The organism is Citrobacter sp. Cpo065, assembly GCF_030332805.1.
Lineage (GTDB): Bacteria > Pseudomonadota > Gammaproteobacteria > Enterobacterales > Enterobacteriaceae > Citrobacter > Citrobacter portucalensis.
In genome coordinates this window covers 59,762-76,476 of record NZ_JAOWHC010000032.1, presented here as the reverse complement: position 1 = coordinate 76,476, position 16,715 = coordinate 59,762, and the positions used below count along the sequence as shown (strand labels likewise).

At 55.2% G+C, this 16,715-nt stretch carries 13 protein-coding genes; 10 read left to right on the top strand and 3 right to left on the bottom strand.

Annotation, left to right across the window (positions count from 1 at the left end; genetic code table 11):
* Position 1: 1 nt before the first annotated feature.
* The 3 genes from OGY68_RS14295 to OGY68_RS14285 all read right to left on the bottom strand — a co-directional run bounded on the left by OGY68_RS14295 (position 2) and on the right by OGY68_RS14285 (position 3,102).
* Positions 2-1,156, bottom strand: coding sequence for an efflux RND transporter periplasmic adaptor subunit (locus OGY68_RS14295; RefSeq protein ID WP_008785564.1), 1,155 nt, complete (start codon positions 1,154-1,156; stop codon positions 2-4).
* A 280-nt stretch (positions 1,157-1,436) separates the two neighbouring features.
* Complete coding sequence (locus OGY68_RS14290; RefSeq protein WP_003826090.1) at positions 1,437-2,003, bottom strand: Slp family lipoprotein; 567 nt, start codon at positions 2,001-2,003, stop codon at positions 1,437-1,439.
* A gap of 244 nt (positions 2,004-2,247) precedes the next feature.
* A complete protein-coding gene (locus OGY68_RS14285; RefSeq protein ID WP_057068469.1) occupies positions 2,248-3,102 on the bottom strand; it encodes a MurR/RpiR family transcriptional regulator in 855 nt (284 codons plus the stop codon).
* Between the two features lie 293 nt (positions 3,103-3,395).
* Between OGY68_RS14285 and OGY68_RS14280 the strand changes: the two genes are divergently transcribed.
* The 10 genes from OGY68_RS14280 to iolB all read left to right on the top strand — a co-directional run bounded on the left by OGY68_RS14280 (position 3,396) and on the right by iolB (position 16,569).
* Positions 3,396-4,901, top strand: coding sequence for a CoA-acylating methylmalonate-semialdehyde dehydrogenase (locus OGY68_RS14280; protein ID WP_057068471.1), 1,506 nt, complete (start codon positions 3,396-3,398; stop codon positions 4,899-4,901).
* A gap of 11 nt (positions 4,902-4,912) precedes the next feature.
* Positions 4,913-6,838 carry a 3D-(3,5/4)-trihydroxycyclohexane-1,2-dione acylhydrolase (decyclizing) gene (gene iolD, locus OGY68_RS14275; RefSeq protein ID WP_057068472.1) on the top strand — a complete coding sequence of 642 codons (1,926 nt, stop codon included), beginning with the start codon at positions 4,913-4,915 and terminating at the stop codon, positions 6,836-6,838.
* Between the two features lie 343 nt (positions 6,839-7,181).
* A complete protein-coding gene (gene iolG, locus OGY68_RS14270) occupies positions 7,182-8,168 on the top strand; it encodes an inositol 2-dehydrogenase (protein ID WP_003826096.1) in 987 nt (328 codons plus the stop codon).
* Between the two features lie 38 nt (positions 8,169-8,206).
* Complete coding sequence (locus tag OGY68_RS14265) at positions 8,207-9,136, top strand: sugar ABC transporter substrate-binding protein (protein ID WP_003839787.1); 930 nt, start codon at positions 8,207-8,209, stop codon at positions 9,134-9,136.
* A 53-nt stretch (positions 9,137-9,189) separates the two neighbouring features.
* The gene (locus OGY68_RS14260; protein ID WP_008785559.1) at positions 9,190-10,737 is read left to right on the top strand and encodes a sugar ABC transporter ATP-binding protein; all 1,548 of its coding nucleotides are present in this window, start codon (positions 9,190-9,192) and stop codon (positions 10,735-10,737) included.
* An 11-nt stretch (positions 10,738-10,748) separates the two neighbouring features.
* On the top strand, positions 10,749-11,777 hold the full coding sequence (locus tag OGY68_RS14255; protein WP_003826102.1) for an ABC transporter permease: 1,029 nt from the start codon (positions 10,749-10,751) through the stop codon (positions 11,775-11,777).
* 8 nt (positions 11,778-11,785) lie between these two features.
* Positions 11,786-12,919: a Gfo/Idh/MocA family protein gene (locus OGY68_RS14250; protein WP_057068474.1), complete on the top strand. Its 1,134-nt coding sequence runs from the start codon at positions 11,786-11,788 to the stop codon at positions 12,917-12,919.
* Between the two features lie 12 nt (positions 12,920-12,931).
* On the top strand, positions 12,932-14,836 hold the full coding sequence (locus OGY68_RS14245) for a bifunctional 5-dehydro-2-deoxygluconokinase/5-dehydro-2-deoxyphosphogluconate aldolase (protein WP_057068476.1): 1,905 nt from the start codon (positions 12,932-12,934) through the stop codon (positions 14,834-14,836).
* Between the two features lie 14 nt (positions 14,837-14,850).
* Positions 14,851-15,741, top strand: coding sequence for a myo-inosose-2 dehydratase (iolE, locus tag OGY68_RS14240; protein WP_057068478.1), 891 nt, complete (start codon positions 14,851-14,853; stop codon positions 15,739-15,741).
* A gap of 9 nt (positions 15,742-15,750) precedes the next feature.
* Positions 15,751-16,569: a 5-deoxy-glucuronate isomerase gene (gene iolB / locus OGY68_RS14235; protein WP_057068480.1), complete on the top strand. Its 819-nt coding sequence runs from the start codon at positions 15,751-15,753 to the stop codon at positions 16,567-16,569.
* The last annotated feature ends 146 nt before the right edge of the window (positions 16,570-16,715 follow it).

Here is a 16,715-nt window from a genome sequence, read left to right as displayed (position 1 = left end):
ATTACTGTTCAGCTACCGTGTCAGGTGTGTTCAGTTTTGAAGGGAGGACCCGGGCTTTGATTCCCGGACGAATTCTTTGTAATCCGGACACAATGACCCGATCGCCAGGATGTAATCCCGCGGTCACTAACCATTGATTACCAACGGCCTTCACTGCGTTTATTTCACGCAGTTGCACTACGTTTTCCTGGTCAAGGATCAGCGCGGTGGCTTTTCCTTGCTCGTTATGCGTAATTCCTTGCTGGGGGACCATCAACACGTTTTGTTGACTGCCTTCGTCCAGCAACGCCGTGACATACATACCGGGTAAAATTTCACCTTCAGGATTGGGAAATACGGCGCGCAGGGTTACCGAACCGGTGGTCTCATCAACAGCGGGATCGGAAAACTCAAGCGTACCGGTATGGCGATAGGGCTTGCCGTTTTCCAGCATTAGCTCAACCGGAATTTTGCCTTGTTGCTGGGCGATTTGGCCGTTGGCTTTCTCTTCTTTCAGGCGTAAGAAGTCCTGTACTGACTGGGTTAAATCAACATAAATCGGATCTAATCTCTGAACGGTGACCAGCGCGTTTTCCTGATTGGCAGTAACCAGGGCACCCACGGTCACGGAAGATTTGCCGCTAATGCCATCAATGGGCGAGGTAACATTGGCGTATCGAAGATTGATGGTGGCTTGTTCAAGATCCGCTTTAGCGACGGCAACATTGGCTTGCGCTTCATTAAGCTGTGAACGCGTCGTGTCATAGTCCTGGCGGCTGACGTAATTAGATTTTATTAACGCTGACTGCCGATTGAGTGTCAGACGAACATTATTGGCGGTAGCCTGTGCCTTTGCCAACGCGCCTTTGGCTGAGTCCAGTCGTGCCTGCAGCGGGGCAGGATCAATTTGATACAGTGATTCTCCTTTGCTGACTTTATCGCCTTCAACAAAGTTGCGTTTTATGATGATCCCACCAACCTGAGGACGGATTTCGGCGATCTCGAACGCAAGCGCGCGACCCGGAAGTTCACTTTTAATATTTACTGAGGAGGGCGCTAAGGTAACAACGCCGACCTCGGGCTCCATGGCGGTTTTTACTGCAGGTTTATTATCGCAGGCGGTGATGATGACGCTACTAAAGAATAATGGTATCAACAGTAAGCATTTTCTGTTCATAGTAATCCCTGAATAATGTGTAAACACAAATGTTCTTTTATTGCATGCAGGGTGGGGGAGTTGTCGGTAAATAACAAAAGATGGTCAGGCATGAGAAGGGTAAAGCCCATTTCTTCGCTAACAAATTAGCGGTTAAAAATTATATGTAACAGGAAGAATGTATGTTAAGCGAAGGATCTCATGAAGCAGGATGGCGCAATAAGATAAACGCGGGGTGATGAGAAGAGTTGTTTGCCAACACCTGACTCCGGAATATAGTCGCGCCATCTTACCTCTGGGATTATTTCACTAGCTCCGGAGTTACCTGAGTGACTGTATTGGCGTAGTAAGGCGCTCCCCACATCGGCTCAGGCCAGAATGCGCCGTAACCATAATCCCACATGTTATAGGTGGTGTTGACAGACTCAGTTAAATGCCAAACCTGGATTCCTTGTAAATCAACTTTAACAAAGTTGTACGGGACTTTGTTGATGAATCCTGACTCATCTCCTTGAATTGTTCCCAAAATGGTCACGAAATGGTTTCTGTAGTTTACCGGATCGAGGAAACCTTTCTGCTGGGCAAGAATACGTCCCTGATAGCTCGCGTCTATTTGTGGCTTAGCAGAGTCGTTCAGTGGCAAAACGGCGATTTCCAGCAACGTATCATTTTTGGTGTTAATCACATTGATGACTTTACCGCCAAAGCGAGCCTGTTGACCGGTATATAAACCGGGCTGGTTATGCACGGAGATAAAGTTTTTTTGGATATCGGGTTGATTATTACCTTTGATATTCTCAGGAATGGAAGCACATGATGCCAGGGTGAAAGCAAGGGCAATAATCATCAACCCTTTTGTATTTTTCATTTTACTTTCCTGCTTAAAAAAGACAGGTCTATAGTAAACCTTTGCGTATTATTGTCAGCATGCGCATTGTTGATTATCTAATATTAATATAATTGTAGCTTATGGTAATAACGGATTGTATTTTATCTGGTCGCTGAATGAGGGCGATATTTTCAACGACCATGAAAGTAACGGCTGGCATCACGGTTTCACGTCACGCTGGCGGGAATGTAATAAAGCGGAACGTCAATTTTTGCGGTGCTCATCACCCGACAGAATGACCGCGTTCATTACTCCCGTCACCCAGACGGTAAGCCAGAGCCACCACTAGCGACTGCACCAGGCACAGCGTCGCAGACTGGGATCGAAACGCGTCAACCTGCGCCTCTTTCACCACAAAGCAGAGATCGCTGAATGTGGCCAGCGGGCTTATCTGGCTGTCGGTAATCACGATCTGGCGCGCGCCGGCATTGGCCGCAGTTTCGCTGACCATCAGCGTTTCTTCCGCATAAGGCGAGAAGCTAATCGACACCACGATATCGTGCGCTTTGATGCGGTTAATCTGCTCGCGCAGCATTCCGCCCATTCCGTCGAGCAAAATAGGGCGACATTCAAGATGGCTCAGGGCGTAGGTGAGATAGGCCGCTACGCTAAACGAACGACGCAGACCTGCAATGTAAATGGTGTCGGCTTCTGCCAGCAATTGTACGGCGCGTTCCAGCATTTCAGGTTCGGCACGGGCTGCCAGCTGCTGGAGCGCCTGGGTATTCGAACGGGCGAACTCCTGCAGGATATCGAGCGGGGTTTCCGGTACGGCTTCGCTTTCCATCTCACGGAACATGCGCGCGCGGTCGCTGTAGCTGGCGGTTTCCTCTACCAGGTTCATACGAAACAGCTGTTTCATTTCGTTGAAGCCGGTGAAGTCAAAGGCGTTGGCGAAGCGGATAAGCGTAGAGGGGGGCACTCCGGCACGTTCAGCAATGACGGCAACCGTATCAAAGGCCACGCTATTGGTATTATCCAGCACATAGCGGGACACCTGCTGCAGCCTCTTACTCAGGCTATCGTAGCGATCGCGGATTTGCTGCTGCAGCTCGTTCAGGCTGGTTGCTGTTGTCATTTTACCTCCTGGTACATAGTTTTATGATTCTAAACGCAAAACCGCGTCTTTGAAATGTCACTCATTCATCTGGCTGTAAAAACGAAACAAAAGCTTCAGGCTTGTCGTCCGCTGAAACGTTATGCCAGTGCACGCTAATCATGCGATTCCGCTTGTTAACATAAAAACCCATCCTTGATCACATTAATCATTATTTATTTTATTTCAACTTAAAATGGAATGTTTGTTTCATATATAGTACACAGATAACAGTGTTCAGGTAACAGTCACGTATCAACAGCGAGAGGTTAAGGATGGAGACAGTAGCGAATTTTATCCACGGCGAATGTGTCACCGGTTCAGGCCAGCGCGTTCAGGCAATCTTCAACCCGGCCACCGGCGTGCAGATCCGCCAGGTGGTGATGGGTACTACACAGGAAACCGAGCAGGCCATTGCGGCAGCGCACGACGCATTCCCCGGTTGGGCGCGCCATTCTCCGTTAAAACGTGCGCGAGTGATGTTCCGCTTTAAGGCGCTGTTGGAAGAAAACATGGAGAGGCTGGCTCGCATCATCAGCGAAGAGCATGGCAAGGTATTCTCTGACGCAGTTGGTGAGCTGACCCGCGGCCTGGAAGTGGTGGAGTTTGCCTGTGGCATCCCACATCTGCAAAAGGGCGAACACTCAGCCAACGTAGGGACCGGCGTCGATAGCCATTCGCTGATGCAACCGCTCGGGGTTTGCGTCGGGATCACGCCGTTTAACTTTCCGGCAATGGTACCGATGTGGATGTTCCCCATCGCGCTGGCAACCGGGAATACTTTCGTGCTGAAACCCTCAGAAAAAGACCCTTCTCTCGCCCTGGCACTGGCGAAACTGCTGCAAGAAGCCGGATTGCCGGACGGTGTGTTCAACGTCGTGCAGGGGGACAAAGAGTCCGTTGACGTGCTGTTAACTGACCCGCGCGTGCAGGCCGTGAGTTTTGTCGGCTCTACGCCGATTGCGGAATACATTTATCAGACGGCATCGGCCCACGGTAAGCGTTGCCAGGCGTTAGGTGGCGCTAAAAATCACTGCATTTTAATGCCGGATGCCGACATGGATATGGCAACCAACGCCATTATGGGGGCCGCTTACGGCGCGGCGGGTGAACGCTGCATGGCGCTTTCGGTCGTGCTGGCGGTAGGGAATAAAACGGCAGATGAGCTGTGCTCGAGACTGGAAAAACAGATTGCGGCGCTGCGTGTCGGGCCTGGTCTTGACCAGACACCGGAAAATGAAATGGGGCCGCTTATCTCCTCTGTACATCGTAATAAAGTGCTCGGTTATATCGACAGTGGGGAATCGCAGGGGGCCAGCCTGCGCGTGGATGGTCGACGTTTTAGCGTTAAAGGCCATGAGCAGGGTTATTTTGTCGGGCCGACCCTGTTTGATAACGTCACGCCGGAGATGACCATCTATAAAGAAGAGATTTTTGGACCGGTGCTTTCTGTGGTGCGCGTAGCAGATTACAGCAGCGCGGTGGAACTGATTAACCGTCATGAATATGGTAATGGCACGGCAATTTTCACGCGTGACGGCGGCTGTGCGCGTCGCTTCTGCGAAGAAGTGCAGGCGGGCATGGTGGGCGTAAACGTGCCAATTCCGGTGCCGATGGCGTTCCACAGTTTTGGCGGCTGGAAGCGGTCCATTTTTGGTGCGCTGAACGTTCATGGTAACGATGGCGTGCGCTTCTACACCCGGATGAAAACCGTCACCGCACGCTGGCCGGAGATGTTGCAGGACACAGGGGCCGCGTTCTCCATGCCAACGCTGGGCTGACAGGAGGGTTTATGCAAACCGAACGTATGACCATGGCTCAGGCGCTGGTCAAATTCCTTAATCAACAATATATCTGTGTCGATGGCGTGGAAACGCCCTTTGTCGAGGGTGTCGCCACCATCTTTGGTCACGGTAACGTGCTTGGCATTGGCCAGGCGCTGGAGCAGGCACCCGGTCATTTGCAGGTGATGCAGGGATGTAATGAGCAGGGAATTGCGCACATGGCGACCGGATTCGCCAAACAGCATCGGCGCCAGCGTATTTTTGCCGTGACGTCATCGGTTGGGCCGGGAGCGGCAAACATGGTCACCGCCGCGGCAACCGCGACGGCGAATCGTATTCCGCTGCTGCTGTTGCCTGGCGATGTCTACGCCAGTCGTCAGCCGGACCCGGTATTGCAGCAAATTGAGCAATACCATGATCTTGGCATCAGTACCAACGACTGCTTCCGCCCGGTCTCGCGTTACTGGGACCGGATTAACCGCCCGGAGCAGTTAATGAGCGCGATGCTAAACGCGATGCGAACGCTTACTGACCCCGCAGATACTGGTGCCGTAACTATTTGCCTGCCACAGGATGTGCAGGGGGAAGCCTGGGACTATCCGCAGAGCTTCTTTGCGCGCCGCGTTCATTTGATCGAACGTCGACCACCCGACCCGCAGCGTCTGGCGATGGCGCGGGCGCTGATTGCCCGCAAACGCCGTCCGCTGGTGGTATGCGGCGGCGGGGTACGATATTCCGGCGCGCATGAGGCGTTTCGTACGTTTGTTGAAACGCTGCAACTGCCGTTTGCCGAAACTCAGGCCGGAAAGGGAGCGCTGGTTAGTGACCACCCACTTAACCTCGGAGGCATTGGGGTAACTGGAGGGATGGCAGCGAATCAGCTCGCACCGCAAGCCGATCTGGTGATCGGCATTGGTACGCGCCTCACCGACTTTACCACCGGTTCGAAAGCGCTGTTTTCTCATCCGGAGGTTGAGTTCCTGCTGCTGAACGTGGCGGAGTTTGACGCACTGAAGCTTGATGCCACTGCACTTATCGCCGACGCCCGTACCGGGCTTACGGCATTAACTGAAACACTGAAAGACTACCGCAGCGATTGGGGGAAGGAGGTCACGCAGGCGCAAGAGGCCTGGCGCGATGAGTGCCAACGTTTATGGGAGCGCGACTGGCGTCCCGACGACGAACCCGAAGTGGCTGGGCATCTTGACGCTCAGCTGGCGGAATATGGCGACACGCTAAACACCCGGTTGACCCAGACGAAGGTGCTGGGGCTTATCAATCAGCACATTGAAGATAACGCTATCGTCGTAGGGGCCGCCGGATCGCTACCTGGCGATTTACAGCGTATCTGGCAGGTCAAAACCCCGGACAGCTATCACCTGGAATACGGTTACTCCTGTATGGGCTATGAGATTGCGGCTGCTATTGGAGCCAGGCTGGCGAAGCCGCAGCAGCCGGTATATGCCATGGTGGGGGATGGCTCGTACATGATGCTGCATTCCGAGCTACAAACCGCCGTCCAGGAGGGGATAAAAGTCACTATCCTGCTGTTTGATAACGCCAGCTTCGGGTGTATTAACAACCTGCAGATGGGGCATGGGATGGGGAGCTTCGGTACGGAAAACCGTCACCGCAACCCGCAAACCGGACGGTTGGATGGGCCATTGGTGAAGGTCGATTTTGCTAAAAACGCGGAAAGCTACGGCTGTCGGGCATGGCGTGTACATGACGAGCAAAGCCTGCTGGCAGCGCTGGAAGCCTCGCGTGCGCATTCGGGACCTGTGCTGCTGGATATCAAAGTTCTGCCGAAAACCATGACCCACGACTATGCCTCCTGGTGGCGCACTGGCGATGCGCAGGTGGCAGAATCTCCGTCGGTGCGAAAAGCGGCTGAGCAGACGTTTGAGCAGATGAAAAACGCACGTCAGTACTAAAAGCGATTAATGCCGGATGGCGCCGCGCTTATCCGGCCTACAGCGGATTCTACCCCCAGGCCGGATAAGTCGTTAGCGCTGTCATCCGGTAACCTGCGACAACGAAATTTTCATTTCATTTTTCCTTTCTCTTCATCCATCGCCTCCTTCCTGAACGGAAGGGGGCCAATTCCTGCATCTTCCCTGTTGTTATGTTGTGATATTGATAACAGATTTTATCTCGATCATCTCAAAAGTGTTAACTTGCACCCAAAAACATAATTTTCACTATTTATAAAAATGAAATAAATGTTTTATTTAAGGGGTCGTTAGTTCATCGCATTCACCAACACCGGGAGCCGTTATGTTTAACATTGCTTTACTGGGCGCTGGCCGAATTGGCCAGGTACATGCAGCTAACATTGCCAGTCACAGTGCCACTACCCTCTGGTCCGTCGTCGACCCGAATCAGGAATTTGCCACCCGTCTTGCCACACAGTACCAGGCTCGTTTGCAAAGCCTGGATGAGGCGATGACGGACCCTAACGTTCACGCCGTGCTGATTGCCTCCGCGACCGATACCCATGCGGATTTGATTGAAATGGCCGCCCGCCACGGCAAAGCCATCTTCTGTGAAAAGCCGGTCCACCTGGATCTGGCCCGTGTACGCGACTGCCTGAAAGTAGTCAAAGAGTACGACGTACCGTTGTTTATCGGTTTCAACCGCCGCTTCGATCCACAGTTTCGCCGTGTGAAAACTGACGCACTGGCCGGGCGTATCGGAAAGCCGGAATCGCTGCTGATCATCTCCCGCGACCCGTCGCCGCCGCCTGCGGAATACGTGCGTGTGTCCGGCGGTATGTTCCGTGATATGACCATCCACGATTTTGATATGGCGCGCTTTATCATGGGCGAAGAGCCGGTTTCGGTGTATGCCCAGGGCAGCAATCTGGTGGATCCGGCGATTGGTGAAGCGGGCGATATCGATACCGCGTTCATCGTACTGAAATATGCCTCCGGCGCGATGGCGACCATCGTCAACAGCCGCCGTTCTTCTTACGGATACGATCAGCGCCTTGAGCTGCACGGCTCTGAAGGGCTGCTGTGCGCTGGCAACATTCTCGAAAATCAGGTGCAGCACTACGCGAAGACCGGCTGCACCAGCGCGTTACCTGAACATTTCTTCCTGCAGCGTTATAAATCGGCCTATGCCGCGGAATGGGAACACTTTGTTGCGGTACTGCGCGGCGAAGCGGTCCCTGATTGCAGCGGGGATGATGGCGAGCGTGCGCTGTATCTGGCGGATAAAGCGCTGGAGTCACTGCATAGCCAACGTGAAGTTCTCCTCTGATTGTCACCACAACCTACCCTACACAGAGAGACATAATAATGAAAAAACTGATCTTAGCTGTCCTCATCGCCATGACATCCGGGGCAGCCATTGCTGAAAATGAGCAAATTGTTTTCAGTACGCCAAACCTGGCGATGCCATTTGAAGTTCACATGCAGCGCACGGCGGTGAAAGCCGCAAAAGAGATGGGCGTGAATTTACAGGTCCTGGACGGGCAGGGTAGCTCGCCAAAACAAGTCGCTGACCTGGAAAACGCCATAACTCGTGGCGCACAGGGTTTTATTGTTTCGCCAAACGATGTCAACGCGGTGTCCAGCGCGGTAGATGAAATTCAGGATGCGAAACTGCCCGTTGTTACCCTCGACCGCTCCGTTGACAGCCAGAAAAAAGTGCCGCACTTCGGCGCGAACAACTACAAAGGCGGCCAGGCGATTGGCGACTTTGTCAAAACCAAATTCCCTGACGGGGCAGACATTATTCTGCTGACCGGCCAGCCAGGCTCCTCCTCCAACATTGAACGTACTAAAGGCATTCGCGACAGCCTGAAGGCGGGTGGTGAAAAGTACAAGATCGTTGCCGATCAGACCGGTAACTGGATGCGTTCTGAAGGGATGCGCATTGTCGAAAGCGTTCTGCCTTCGTTGCCGAAGCGTCCGCAGGTGATCCTCTCCGCTAACGACGATATGGCGTTGGGCGCGATTGAAGCGTTACAGGGACAAGGACTGAAACCGGGTGAAGTTCTGGTAACGGGCTTCGATGCCGTGCCGGAAGCACTGGCGCGTGTGCGCGATGGCTGGCTGGCAGTGACGGCGGATCAGCGTCCTGGCTTTGCGGTGAAAACGGCTATGAGCCAGTTGGTGAATAACGTCCGTGAGAAGACTGCGATCACCGGGGCTGACTACCCGCCAACGCTTATCACTAAAGAGAACCTGCAGCAGGCCGAGCGTATTAGTGAGGCCGGTAACTGATATGTCCGCAGCCGCCGCGCAAGTGGCGGCTCTCTATGAGGAGGAGCAGACCGATGTCGCAACCCTTACTGAAAGTGACCGACCTGGCGAAAAGCTTTTCCGGCGTTTGGGCGCTGAGCAGCGCACAGCTGACCGTCGGAGCAGGCGAAATTCATGCGCTGTTAGGTGAGAACGGTGCCGGAAAATCGACCCTGCTGAAAGCGCTGGCGGGCGCACAGCCGCAAACACGCGGGGATATTTGGTTCAACGGCGAAACATTGCCGGTAGAAGACTCTCCGGTTGAGCGGCAGAACAAGGGCATTATCACGATTTATCAGGAATTTAATCTGCTGCCCAATATGACCGTCGCCGAGAATATGTTTCTCGGACGCGAACCGCGTAAACGCAATCTGATTGTTGACGAAAAGGCGGTAAATCAGGAGGCGCAGGTGATTCTGGATTACCTGCAACTGAACGTTGCGCCAACCACGGCCGTGGCCCGACTGAGCGTGGCGCAGCAGCAAATGGTGGAAATTGCGCGGGCGCTGACGCTGAACGCAAAGCTGATCATTATGGATGAACCTTCCGCCGCGCTGAGCGACAGCGAAGTAGAAAGCCTGCATCGTGTGGTGCGGGAACTTAAAGGGCGTGGCGTGAGCATTATCTACGTCACCCATCGCCTGCATGAAGTTTTTCAACTCTGCGACCAGTTCACCGTTTTCCAGGATGGACGATTCACCGGAAATGGCGCGGTTGCACAGACCACCGTAGAACAGCTGATCCGCCTGATGGTGGGGCGCGATGTGGCCTTTAATCGCCGTCCGGCCAGCGAAACTCACCATGAAGATAAACCTGTGCGTCTGGCGGTGAAGGGGCTTAGTCGCGAAAAACCGCCGCTGGATCCGCACGGTATCGCGCTGCACGACATTAGCTTCCACGTGCATGCTGGCGAAGTGTTAGGCATTGCCGGACTGGTGGGGGCCGGGCGCACCGAAGTGGCCCGCTGCCTGTTTGGCGCCGACAGTTTTACTTCCGGCAGCTTTGAACTTGATGGCGTGCCATATCAGCCGCGCGATCCGCTGTTTGCGCTGGATCAGGGGCTGGCGCTGGTACCGGAAGATCGTAAAAAAGAGGGCGCGGTGCTTGGGCTGTCGATCCGCGACAACCTGTCGCTCTCCAGCCTCTCGTCACTGCTGCACTGGCGCTGGTTCGTGAATACCCGCAAAGAGGATGCCCTGATCGAGTCATACCGCCAGGCGCTGCAGATCAAAATGGTCAACAGCGCGCAGGAGGTGCGCAAGCTCTCCGGCGGGAACCAGCAGAAAGTAATCCTCGCGCGCTGCATGGCGCTTAATCCTCGGGTGTTGATCGTGGATGAACCAACGCGCGGCATCGATGTTGGCACCAAATCAGAAGTCCATCAGGTGCTGTTTGATATGGCGAAAAAGGGCGTGGCGGTGATCGTGATCTCCTCCGATCTGCCGGAAGTCATGGCGGTTTCCGATCGGATCATCACGTTGAGTGAAGGCCGGGTGACTGGCGAGATCCACGGCGACGACGCTAATGAAGAGCGGCTAATGACGATGATGGCCATCAACCACAACGCCCTGAATGCGGCATAACGGAGTGATTCATGACGCAGATTATTTCTAAAACGCAGGTTCCTGCCAAACGCGGCGGACGTCTTGATCCCATTGCCTTTTTTGAGCGCTTTGGGGTACTGATTTTCATGATCCTGCTGCTGATTTTCTTTCAGTTGCAGAACAGCAATTTTCTTTCTGAACGCAATATTTTCAACATTCTGACCGAAGTCTCCATCTACGGGATCATGGCGGTGGGGATGACGTTTGTCATTCTGACCGCCGGGATCGATCTGTCGGTGGGCTCCATCCTGGCGGTCTGCGCCATGACCGCCGCGTATGTGATTAAGGGCGACAACTTCACCACCGTCGACCCGAACGCCTGGGGCGGCATGAGCTGGCTGATTGGCCTTGGTATCTGTATGGCGATGGGCACCGCGATTGGTTTTCTGCATGGCCTCGGCGTGACCCGCCTGCGTCTGCCGCCGTTTATCGTCACCCTCGGCGGGATGACGATTTGGCGCGGCCTGACGCTGGTGATTAACGACGGCGCACCAATTGCCGGTTTCGACGCGGGATACCGCTGGTGGGGACGCGGCGAACTGCTTGGTATCTCCATTCCAATCTGGATATTCGCGCTGGTGGCGGTAGGCGGTTATCTGGCGCTACATAAAACCCGCTGGGGGCGCTTCGTGTACGCCATCGGCGGCAACCCGGAGGCGGCGCGTCTGGCAGGGGTTAACGTGAAGCGCGTGCTGGTGAGCGTCTACGTGTTAATTGGCTGTCTGGCAGGGCTGGCGGGCTTCATTCTCAGCGCGCGGTTGGGCAGCGCGGAAGCGGTTGCCGGGATCTCGTTTGAGCTGCGCGTTATCGCCTCGGTGGTCATTGGCGGTACCTCACTGATGGGCGGCTACGGGCGTATTGGCGGCACCATTATCGGCTCGATCATCATGGGCATCCTGATTAACGGTCTGGTGCTGATGAACGTCTCGGCTTACTACCAACAAATTATTACCGGCTTAATTATCGTTCTGGCGGTGGCGTTCGATACCTACGCCAAGAGCCGTCGCGGCGCATTGTGAGGATCATGATGAAAGAAGTTCGTATTGGATTGATTGGCACCGGGTATATCGGAAAGGCGCATGCCATCGCCTATGCCCAGGCCCCGACGGTGTTTAACCTGCGCGGCAAGCTGGTGCGCGAAATGGTGGCGGAAGTCTCTCCAGAGCTGGCCGCCGAGCGGGCGCAGGCGTTTGGCTTCAATCGCTCAACCGGAGACTGGCGTGCGCTGGTGGCTGACCCGGCCATTGATGTCGTGGATATTTGTTCTCCTAATCATCTGCACAAAGAGATGGCGCTGGAAGCGATTCGCCATGGCAAGCATGTGTATTCAGAAAAGCCGTTGGCGCTGAACGCCCACGACGCACGTGAAATGGTTGAAGCTGCACAGCGGGCAGGAGTGAAAACGCTGGTGGGGTTCAACTATATGAAGAACCCAACGGCGCAGCTGGCGAAAGAGATCATTGAGCGCGGAGAAATTGGTGAGGTGATCCATTTCTACGGCACCCACAACGAAGACTACATGGCCGATCCGCTTGCGCCGATCCACTGGCATTGTTTTAAAGAGACCGCCGGACTTGGTGCGCTTGGCGATCTGGCGGCGCATATCGTCAATATGGCGCAGTACCTGGTTGGGGATATTAAGCAGGTCTGCGGCGACCTGAAGATCGTGGTGCCACAGCGTCCGGCGCAGGTCGGTTCCTCGCAAATGGTGACGGTAGAGAACGAAGATCAGGCCCACGCGATGGTGCGCTTTGCAGGCGGTGCGCAAGGGGTGATTGAAACCTCGCGCGTTGCCTGTGGCCGCAAGATGGGGTTGTCGTATGTGATTACCGGGACCAAAGGAACTATCAGTTTTACCCAAGAACGCATGGCAGAGCTGAAGCTCTATCTGCATGACGATCCGGTCAACCGCCAGGGGTTTCGCACTTTACTGGTTGGCCCGGCGCACCCGGACTACGGCGCGTTTTGCATGGGAGCCGGGCATGGTATCGGCTTTAACGACCAGAAAACTGTGGAAGTACGCGACCTGGTGGACGGCATTGCCGCCGATGCACCGATGTGGCCGGACTTTGAAGAGGGCTGGAAGGTGTCGCGCGTGCTTGACGCTATCGCACTCTCGCACCAGGAAGGCCGCTGGCTGAACGTGAACGACATTGTCTGAAGAGGTATCAACGTGGAAAAGCAGTTTGATGTGATATGCATGGGCCGCGTGGCGGTTGACCTCTACAGTCAGCAAATTGGCGCGCGCCTGGAAGATGTGTCGAGCTTTGCCAAATATCTTGGTGGTTCGTCTGGAAACGTGGCTTACGGCACGGCACGCCAGGGACTGCGTTCTTCAATGCTGGCGCGGGTTGGCGACGAACATATGGGGCGTTTCCTGCGTGAAGAATTAAACCAGGTAGGCTGCGATACCAGCCATCTGATCACTGATAAAGACCGCCTGACGGCGCTGGTGCTACTCGGCATTAAAGACCGGGACACCTTCCCACTGATTTTTTACCGTGATAACTGCGCGGATATGGCGATTACCGCCAGCGATGTTGATGAACAGTACATCGCTTCTGCTCGTTGTCTTGCCATCACCGGGACGCATCTTTCTCATCCGCAAACCCGCGAGGCGGTGTTGACGGCGCTCGCTTACGCCCGGCGTCACGGCGTGCGTACGGCGCTGGATATCGACTATCGCCCGGTGCTGTGGGGACTTACTTCCTTAGGCGACGGCGAAACACGCTTTATCGCCGCCGATCAGGTCACCCGCCAGTTGCAGGAGGTGCTGCATCTTTTTGATGTAATTGTCGGCACCGAGGAGGAGTTTCATATTGCGGGCGGCAGTACCGATACGCTGCAGGCGCTGTCGCAGGTTCGCGGCGTGAGTCACGCGACGCTGGTCTGCAAGCGCGGTGCGCTTGGCAGTTCGGTGTATACCGACGCCATCCCGGCCCGGCTGGACGATGGCCTGACAGTCACCGGCGTACGCGTAGAGGTGCTGAACGTGCTGGGGGCGGGGGATGCGTTTATGTCCGGTCTGCTGCGCGGCTACCTCAACGATGAGGGATGGGAGCAGGCGTGCCGCTACGCCAACGCCTGCGGTGCGCTGGTGGTGTCGCGTCACGGCTGTGCGCCGGCGATGCCGAGCAAAGTTGAGCTTGATGATTATCTTTCTCGCGCTGCAGAGGTTCCGCGTCCGGATCTCGATCCGCATCTCAACCATTTGCATCGCGTGACGACCCGTCGTCGCACATGGCCGGAACTGTGCGTGATGGCCTTCGATCACCGTAGCCAACTGGAAGAGATGGCGTTGCAGTGCGGCGCGTCTTTGAAGCGTATTCCGGCATTGAAACAGCTTATTTTGCAGGCCAGCCGTGAAGCGGCCAACAGCGCCGGGCTGGAGGGCAAGGCCGGGCTGCTGTGCGATGGTACGTTTGGTCAGGATGCGCTGAATGCGATAACCGGAGAGGGCTGGTGGATAGGTCGTCCTATCGAACTGCCGGGGTCGCGCCCGCTGGAGATGGAACACGGCAATATAGGCTCGCAGCTCATCAGTTGGCCGCAGGAACATGTGGTGAAGTGTCTGGTCTTTTTCCATCCGGAAGATGCCCACGCGTTGCGTCTGGAACAAGAACAGAAAATCGCTGAGGTGTACCGCGCCTGTTGCCAGTCCGGTCATGAGCTGCTGCTGGAGGTGATTTTACCGGCCAGTATGCCGCGCAGTGATGAACTGTATTTGCGCGCCATTTCCCGTTTCTACAACTTAGGGATCTACCCCGACTGGTGGAAACTCCCACCGCTGACTTCTGCTGGCTGGACGGCGTTGAGTGACATTATCGAACGGCGCGATCCGCACTGCCGTGGCGTGGTGATCCTGGGTCTGGACGCTCCGGCAGAGCAACTGCGTGCTGATTTTAAAGCGGCTGCGGGTCATGGGGTGGTGAAAGGTTTTGCCGTGGGACGCACGCTGTTCGGCGACGCTTCCCGCGCGTGGTTGAAACACGATATTGACGATGCGCAGCTGGTGGCGCGCATTAAAGATAACTACCTGCAGCTTATCGCCTGGTGGCGCGAGCGCGGACAAGCATAATTCTGGAGAAGATGATGACGGTACAATTAGGTATTAATCCACTGACATGGACGAATGACGATCTTCCTTCACTGGGCGCTGAGACGTCGCTTGATACGTGTCTGAGCGAGGGCAAAGAGGCTGGATTTGCTGGTTTCGAACTGGGCAACAAATTCCCGCGTGAGGCGCGACTGCTCGGCCCCATTTTGCAGCGCCACGACCTGCAACTGGTTTCCGGCTGGTACTCCGGACGTCTGCTGGAACGCAGCGTGGAGGAGGAGATTGCCGCCGTGCAATCGCACCTGACGTTACTGCGCGAACTGGGCGCGAAGGTGCTGGTATTTGCCGAAGTCAGTGGCTGCATTCACGGCGAGCAGCAGACGCCGGTACATCTGCGTCCGCGTTTTCCGCAGGCCCGCTGGCAAGAGTATGGCGAGAAGCTCACCGAATTTGCCCGCTACACGCAGCAGCAGGGAGTCCAGATTGCTTATCACCATCATATGGGAACGGTGATTGAATCTGCTGAAGATGTGGATAATCTGATGACGAATACCGGTGATGAAGTTGGCTTGTTGCTCGACACCGGGCATTTGACCTTTGCGGGTGCCGATCCTTTGGCTGTGGCGCAGCGCTGGGCATCACGTATCAACCATGTTCACTGCAAAGACGTACGTGCCGACGTGCTGGCGGATGTCAAAAACCGCAAAACCAGCTTCCTTGATGCGGTGCTGAGCGGCGTCTTTACCGTGCCGGGAGATGGCTGCGTTGACTATCCGCCAATCATGGCATTGCTGAAGGCGAACCAGTATCAGGGGTGGCTGGTGGTGGAGGCGGAGCAGGATCCAGCCATCGCGCATCCGCTGACGTATGCGCGTCTGGGCTATAACAACCTTAGCCGTCTGGCGCGGGATGCCGGGCTTATCTGAGGAGGTGATATGTCACGTTTATTATCACGCTGGCAGCAGCCGGACGCGCAAGGGTGTACGCAGTCAGTGACACCGGAAAGCGCCGGTTGGGGATATGTTGGCTTTAGAGCGTATGAACTGGAGGAAGGGCAGCAGCTTACGCTGCCCGCCGTCAGCGAAGAACGTTGTCTGGTATTGGTTGCCGGACGCGCGACCGTCACCACGCCGGGCGCAACTTTTACGGATATCGGTGAGCGGATGAGCCCGTTTGAACGCATCAAACCGTGGGCGGTTTATGTCACTGCTGGTGAAACCATACAGGTTCAGGCGGTGACCAGACTGGAGCTGGCGGTCTGCGCTGCACCGGGGAAAGGCACGCACCCAACACGGCTGATCGCACCTAAGGATATCGACGGGGAAGCGCGCGGCAAAGGTCACAACCAGCGCTACGTGCACAACATCTTACCGGAAGATAAACCCGCTGATAGCCTGCTGGTGGTGGAGGTGTGGACCAACGAAGGTTGTACCAGTTCTTACCCAAGTCATAAACATGACACCGATAATCCCCCGCAGGAAACCTATCTGGAGGAGACTTACTACCATCGCCTCAACCCGCCGCAGGGATTCTGTATGCAACGGGTGTACACCGACGACCGGTCGCTTGACGAGTGTATGGCTGTCTATAACCGCGACGTGGTGATGGTGCCGAAAGGGTATCACCCGGTGGCAACCCTGGCGGGATATGACAGTTACTACCTTAACGTGATGGCCGGCCCGGTTCGCAAATGGATGTTTACCTGGGAAGATGAACATGCGTGGATTAACAGGGATTATCCGGTTGAGAATTAAGGATGAAAGCGTTTGGCGAGAGTGAAACAGGATTTGCTGTCACCACACGTGGAGTTAAGGGCAGATCGTTACAGTGGCCCTGATCTGGTTTAACTTGAGAAACAGATTACGATGAGGCCCGATGCTTGATTGCGGCTTATTCCTAA

Bases quoted from the DNA above. Each gene is read 5' to 3' on its own strand.
- OGY68_RS14280 (WP_057068471.1), top strand. From the start codon at position 3,396: ATGGAGACAGTAGCGAATTTTATCCACGGCGAATGTGTCACCGGTTCA.
- OGY68_RS14265 (WP_003839787.1), top strand. From the start codon at position 8,207: ATGAAAAAACTGATCTTAGCTGTCCTCATCGCCATGACATCCGGGGCA.
- OGY68_RS14260 (WP_008785559.1), top strand. From the start codon at position 9,190: ATGTCGCAACCCTTACTGAAAGTGACCGACCTGGCGAAAAGCTTTTCC.
- OGY68_RS14250 (WP_057068474.1), top strand. From the start codon at position 11,786: ATGAAAGAAGTTCGTATTGGATTGATTGGCACCGGGTATATCGGAAAG.
- iolE (WP_057068478.1), top strand. From the start codon at position 14,851: ATGACGGTACAATTAGGTATTAATCCACTGACATGGACGAATGACGAT.
- OGY68_RS14255 (WP_003826102.1), top strand. From the start codon at position 10,749: ATGACGCAGATTATTTCTAAAACGCAGGTTCCTGCCAAACGCGGCGGA.
- OGY68_RS14295 (WP_008785564.1), bottom strand. From the start codon at position 1,156: ATGAACAGAAAATGCTTACTGTTGATACCATTATTCTTTAGTAGCGTC.
- iolG (WP_003826096.1), top strand. From the start codon at position 7,182: ATGTTTAACATTGCTTTACTGGGCGCTGGCCGAATTGGCCAGGTACAT.
- OGY68_RS14285 (WP_057068469.1), bottom strand. From the start codon at position 3,102: ATGACAACAGCAACCAGCCTGAACGAGCTGCAGCAGCAAATCCGCGAT.
- OGY68_RS14290 (WP_003826090.1), bottom strand. From the start codon at position 2,003: ATGAAAAATACAAAAGGGTTGATGATTATTGCCCTTGCTTTCACCCTG.
- iolB (WP_057068480.1), top strand. From the start codon at position 15,751: ATGTCACGTTTATTATCACGCTGGCAGCAGCCGGACGCGCAAGGGTGT.
- iolD (WP_057068472.1), top strand. From the start codon at position 4,913: ATGCAAACCGAACGTATGACCATGGCTCAGGCGCTGGTCAAATTCCTT.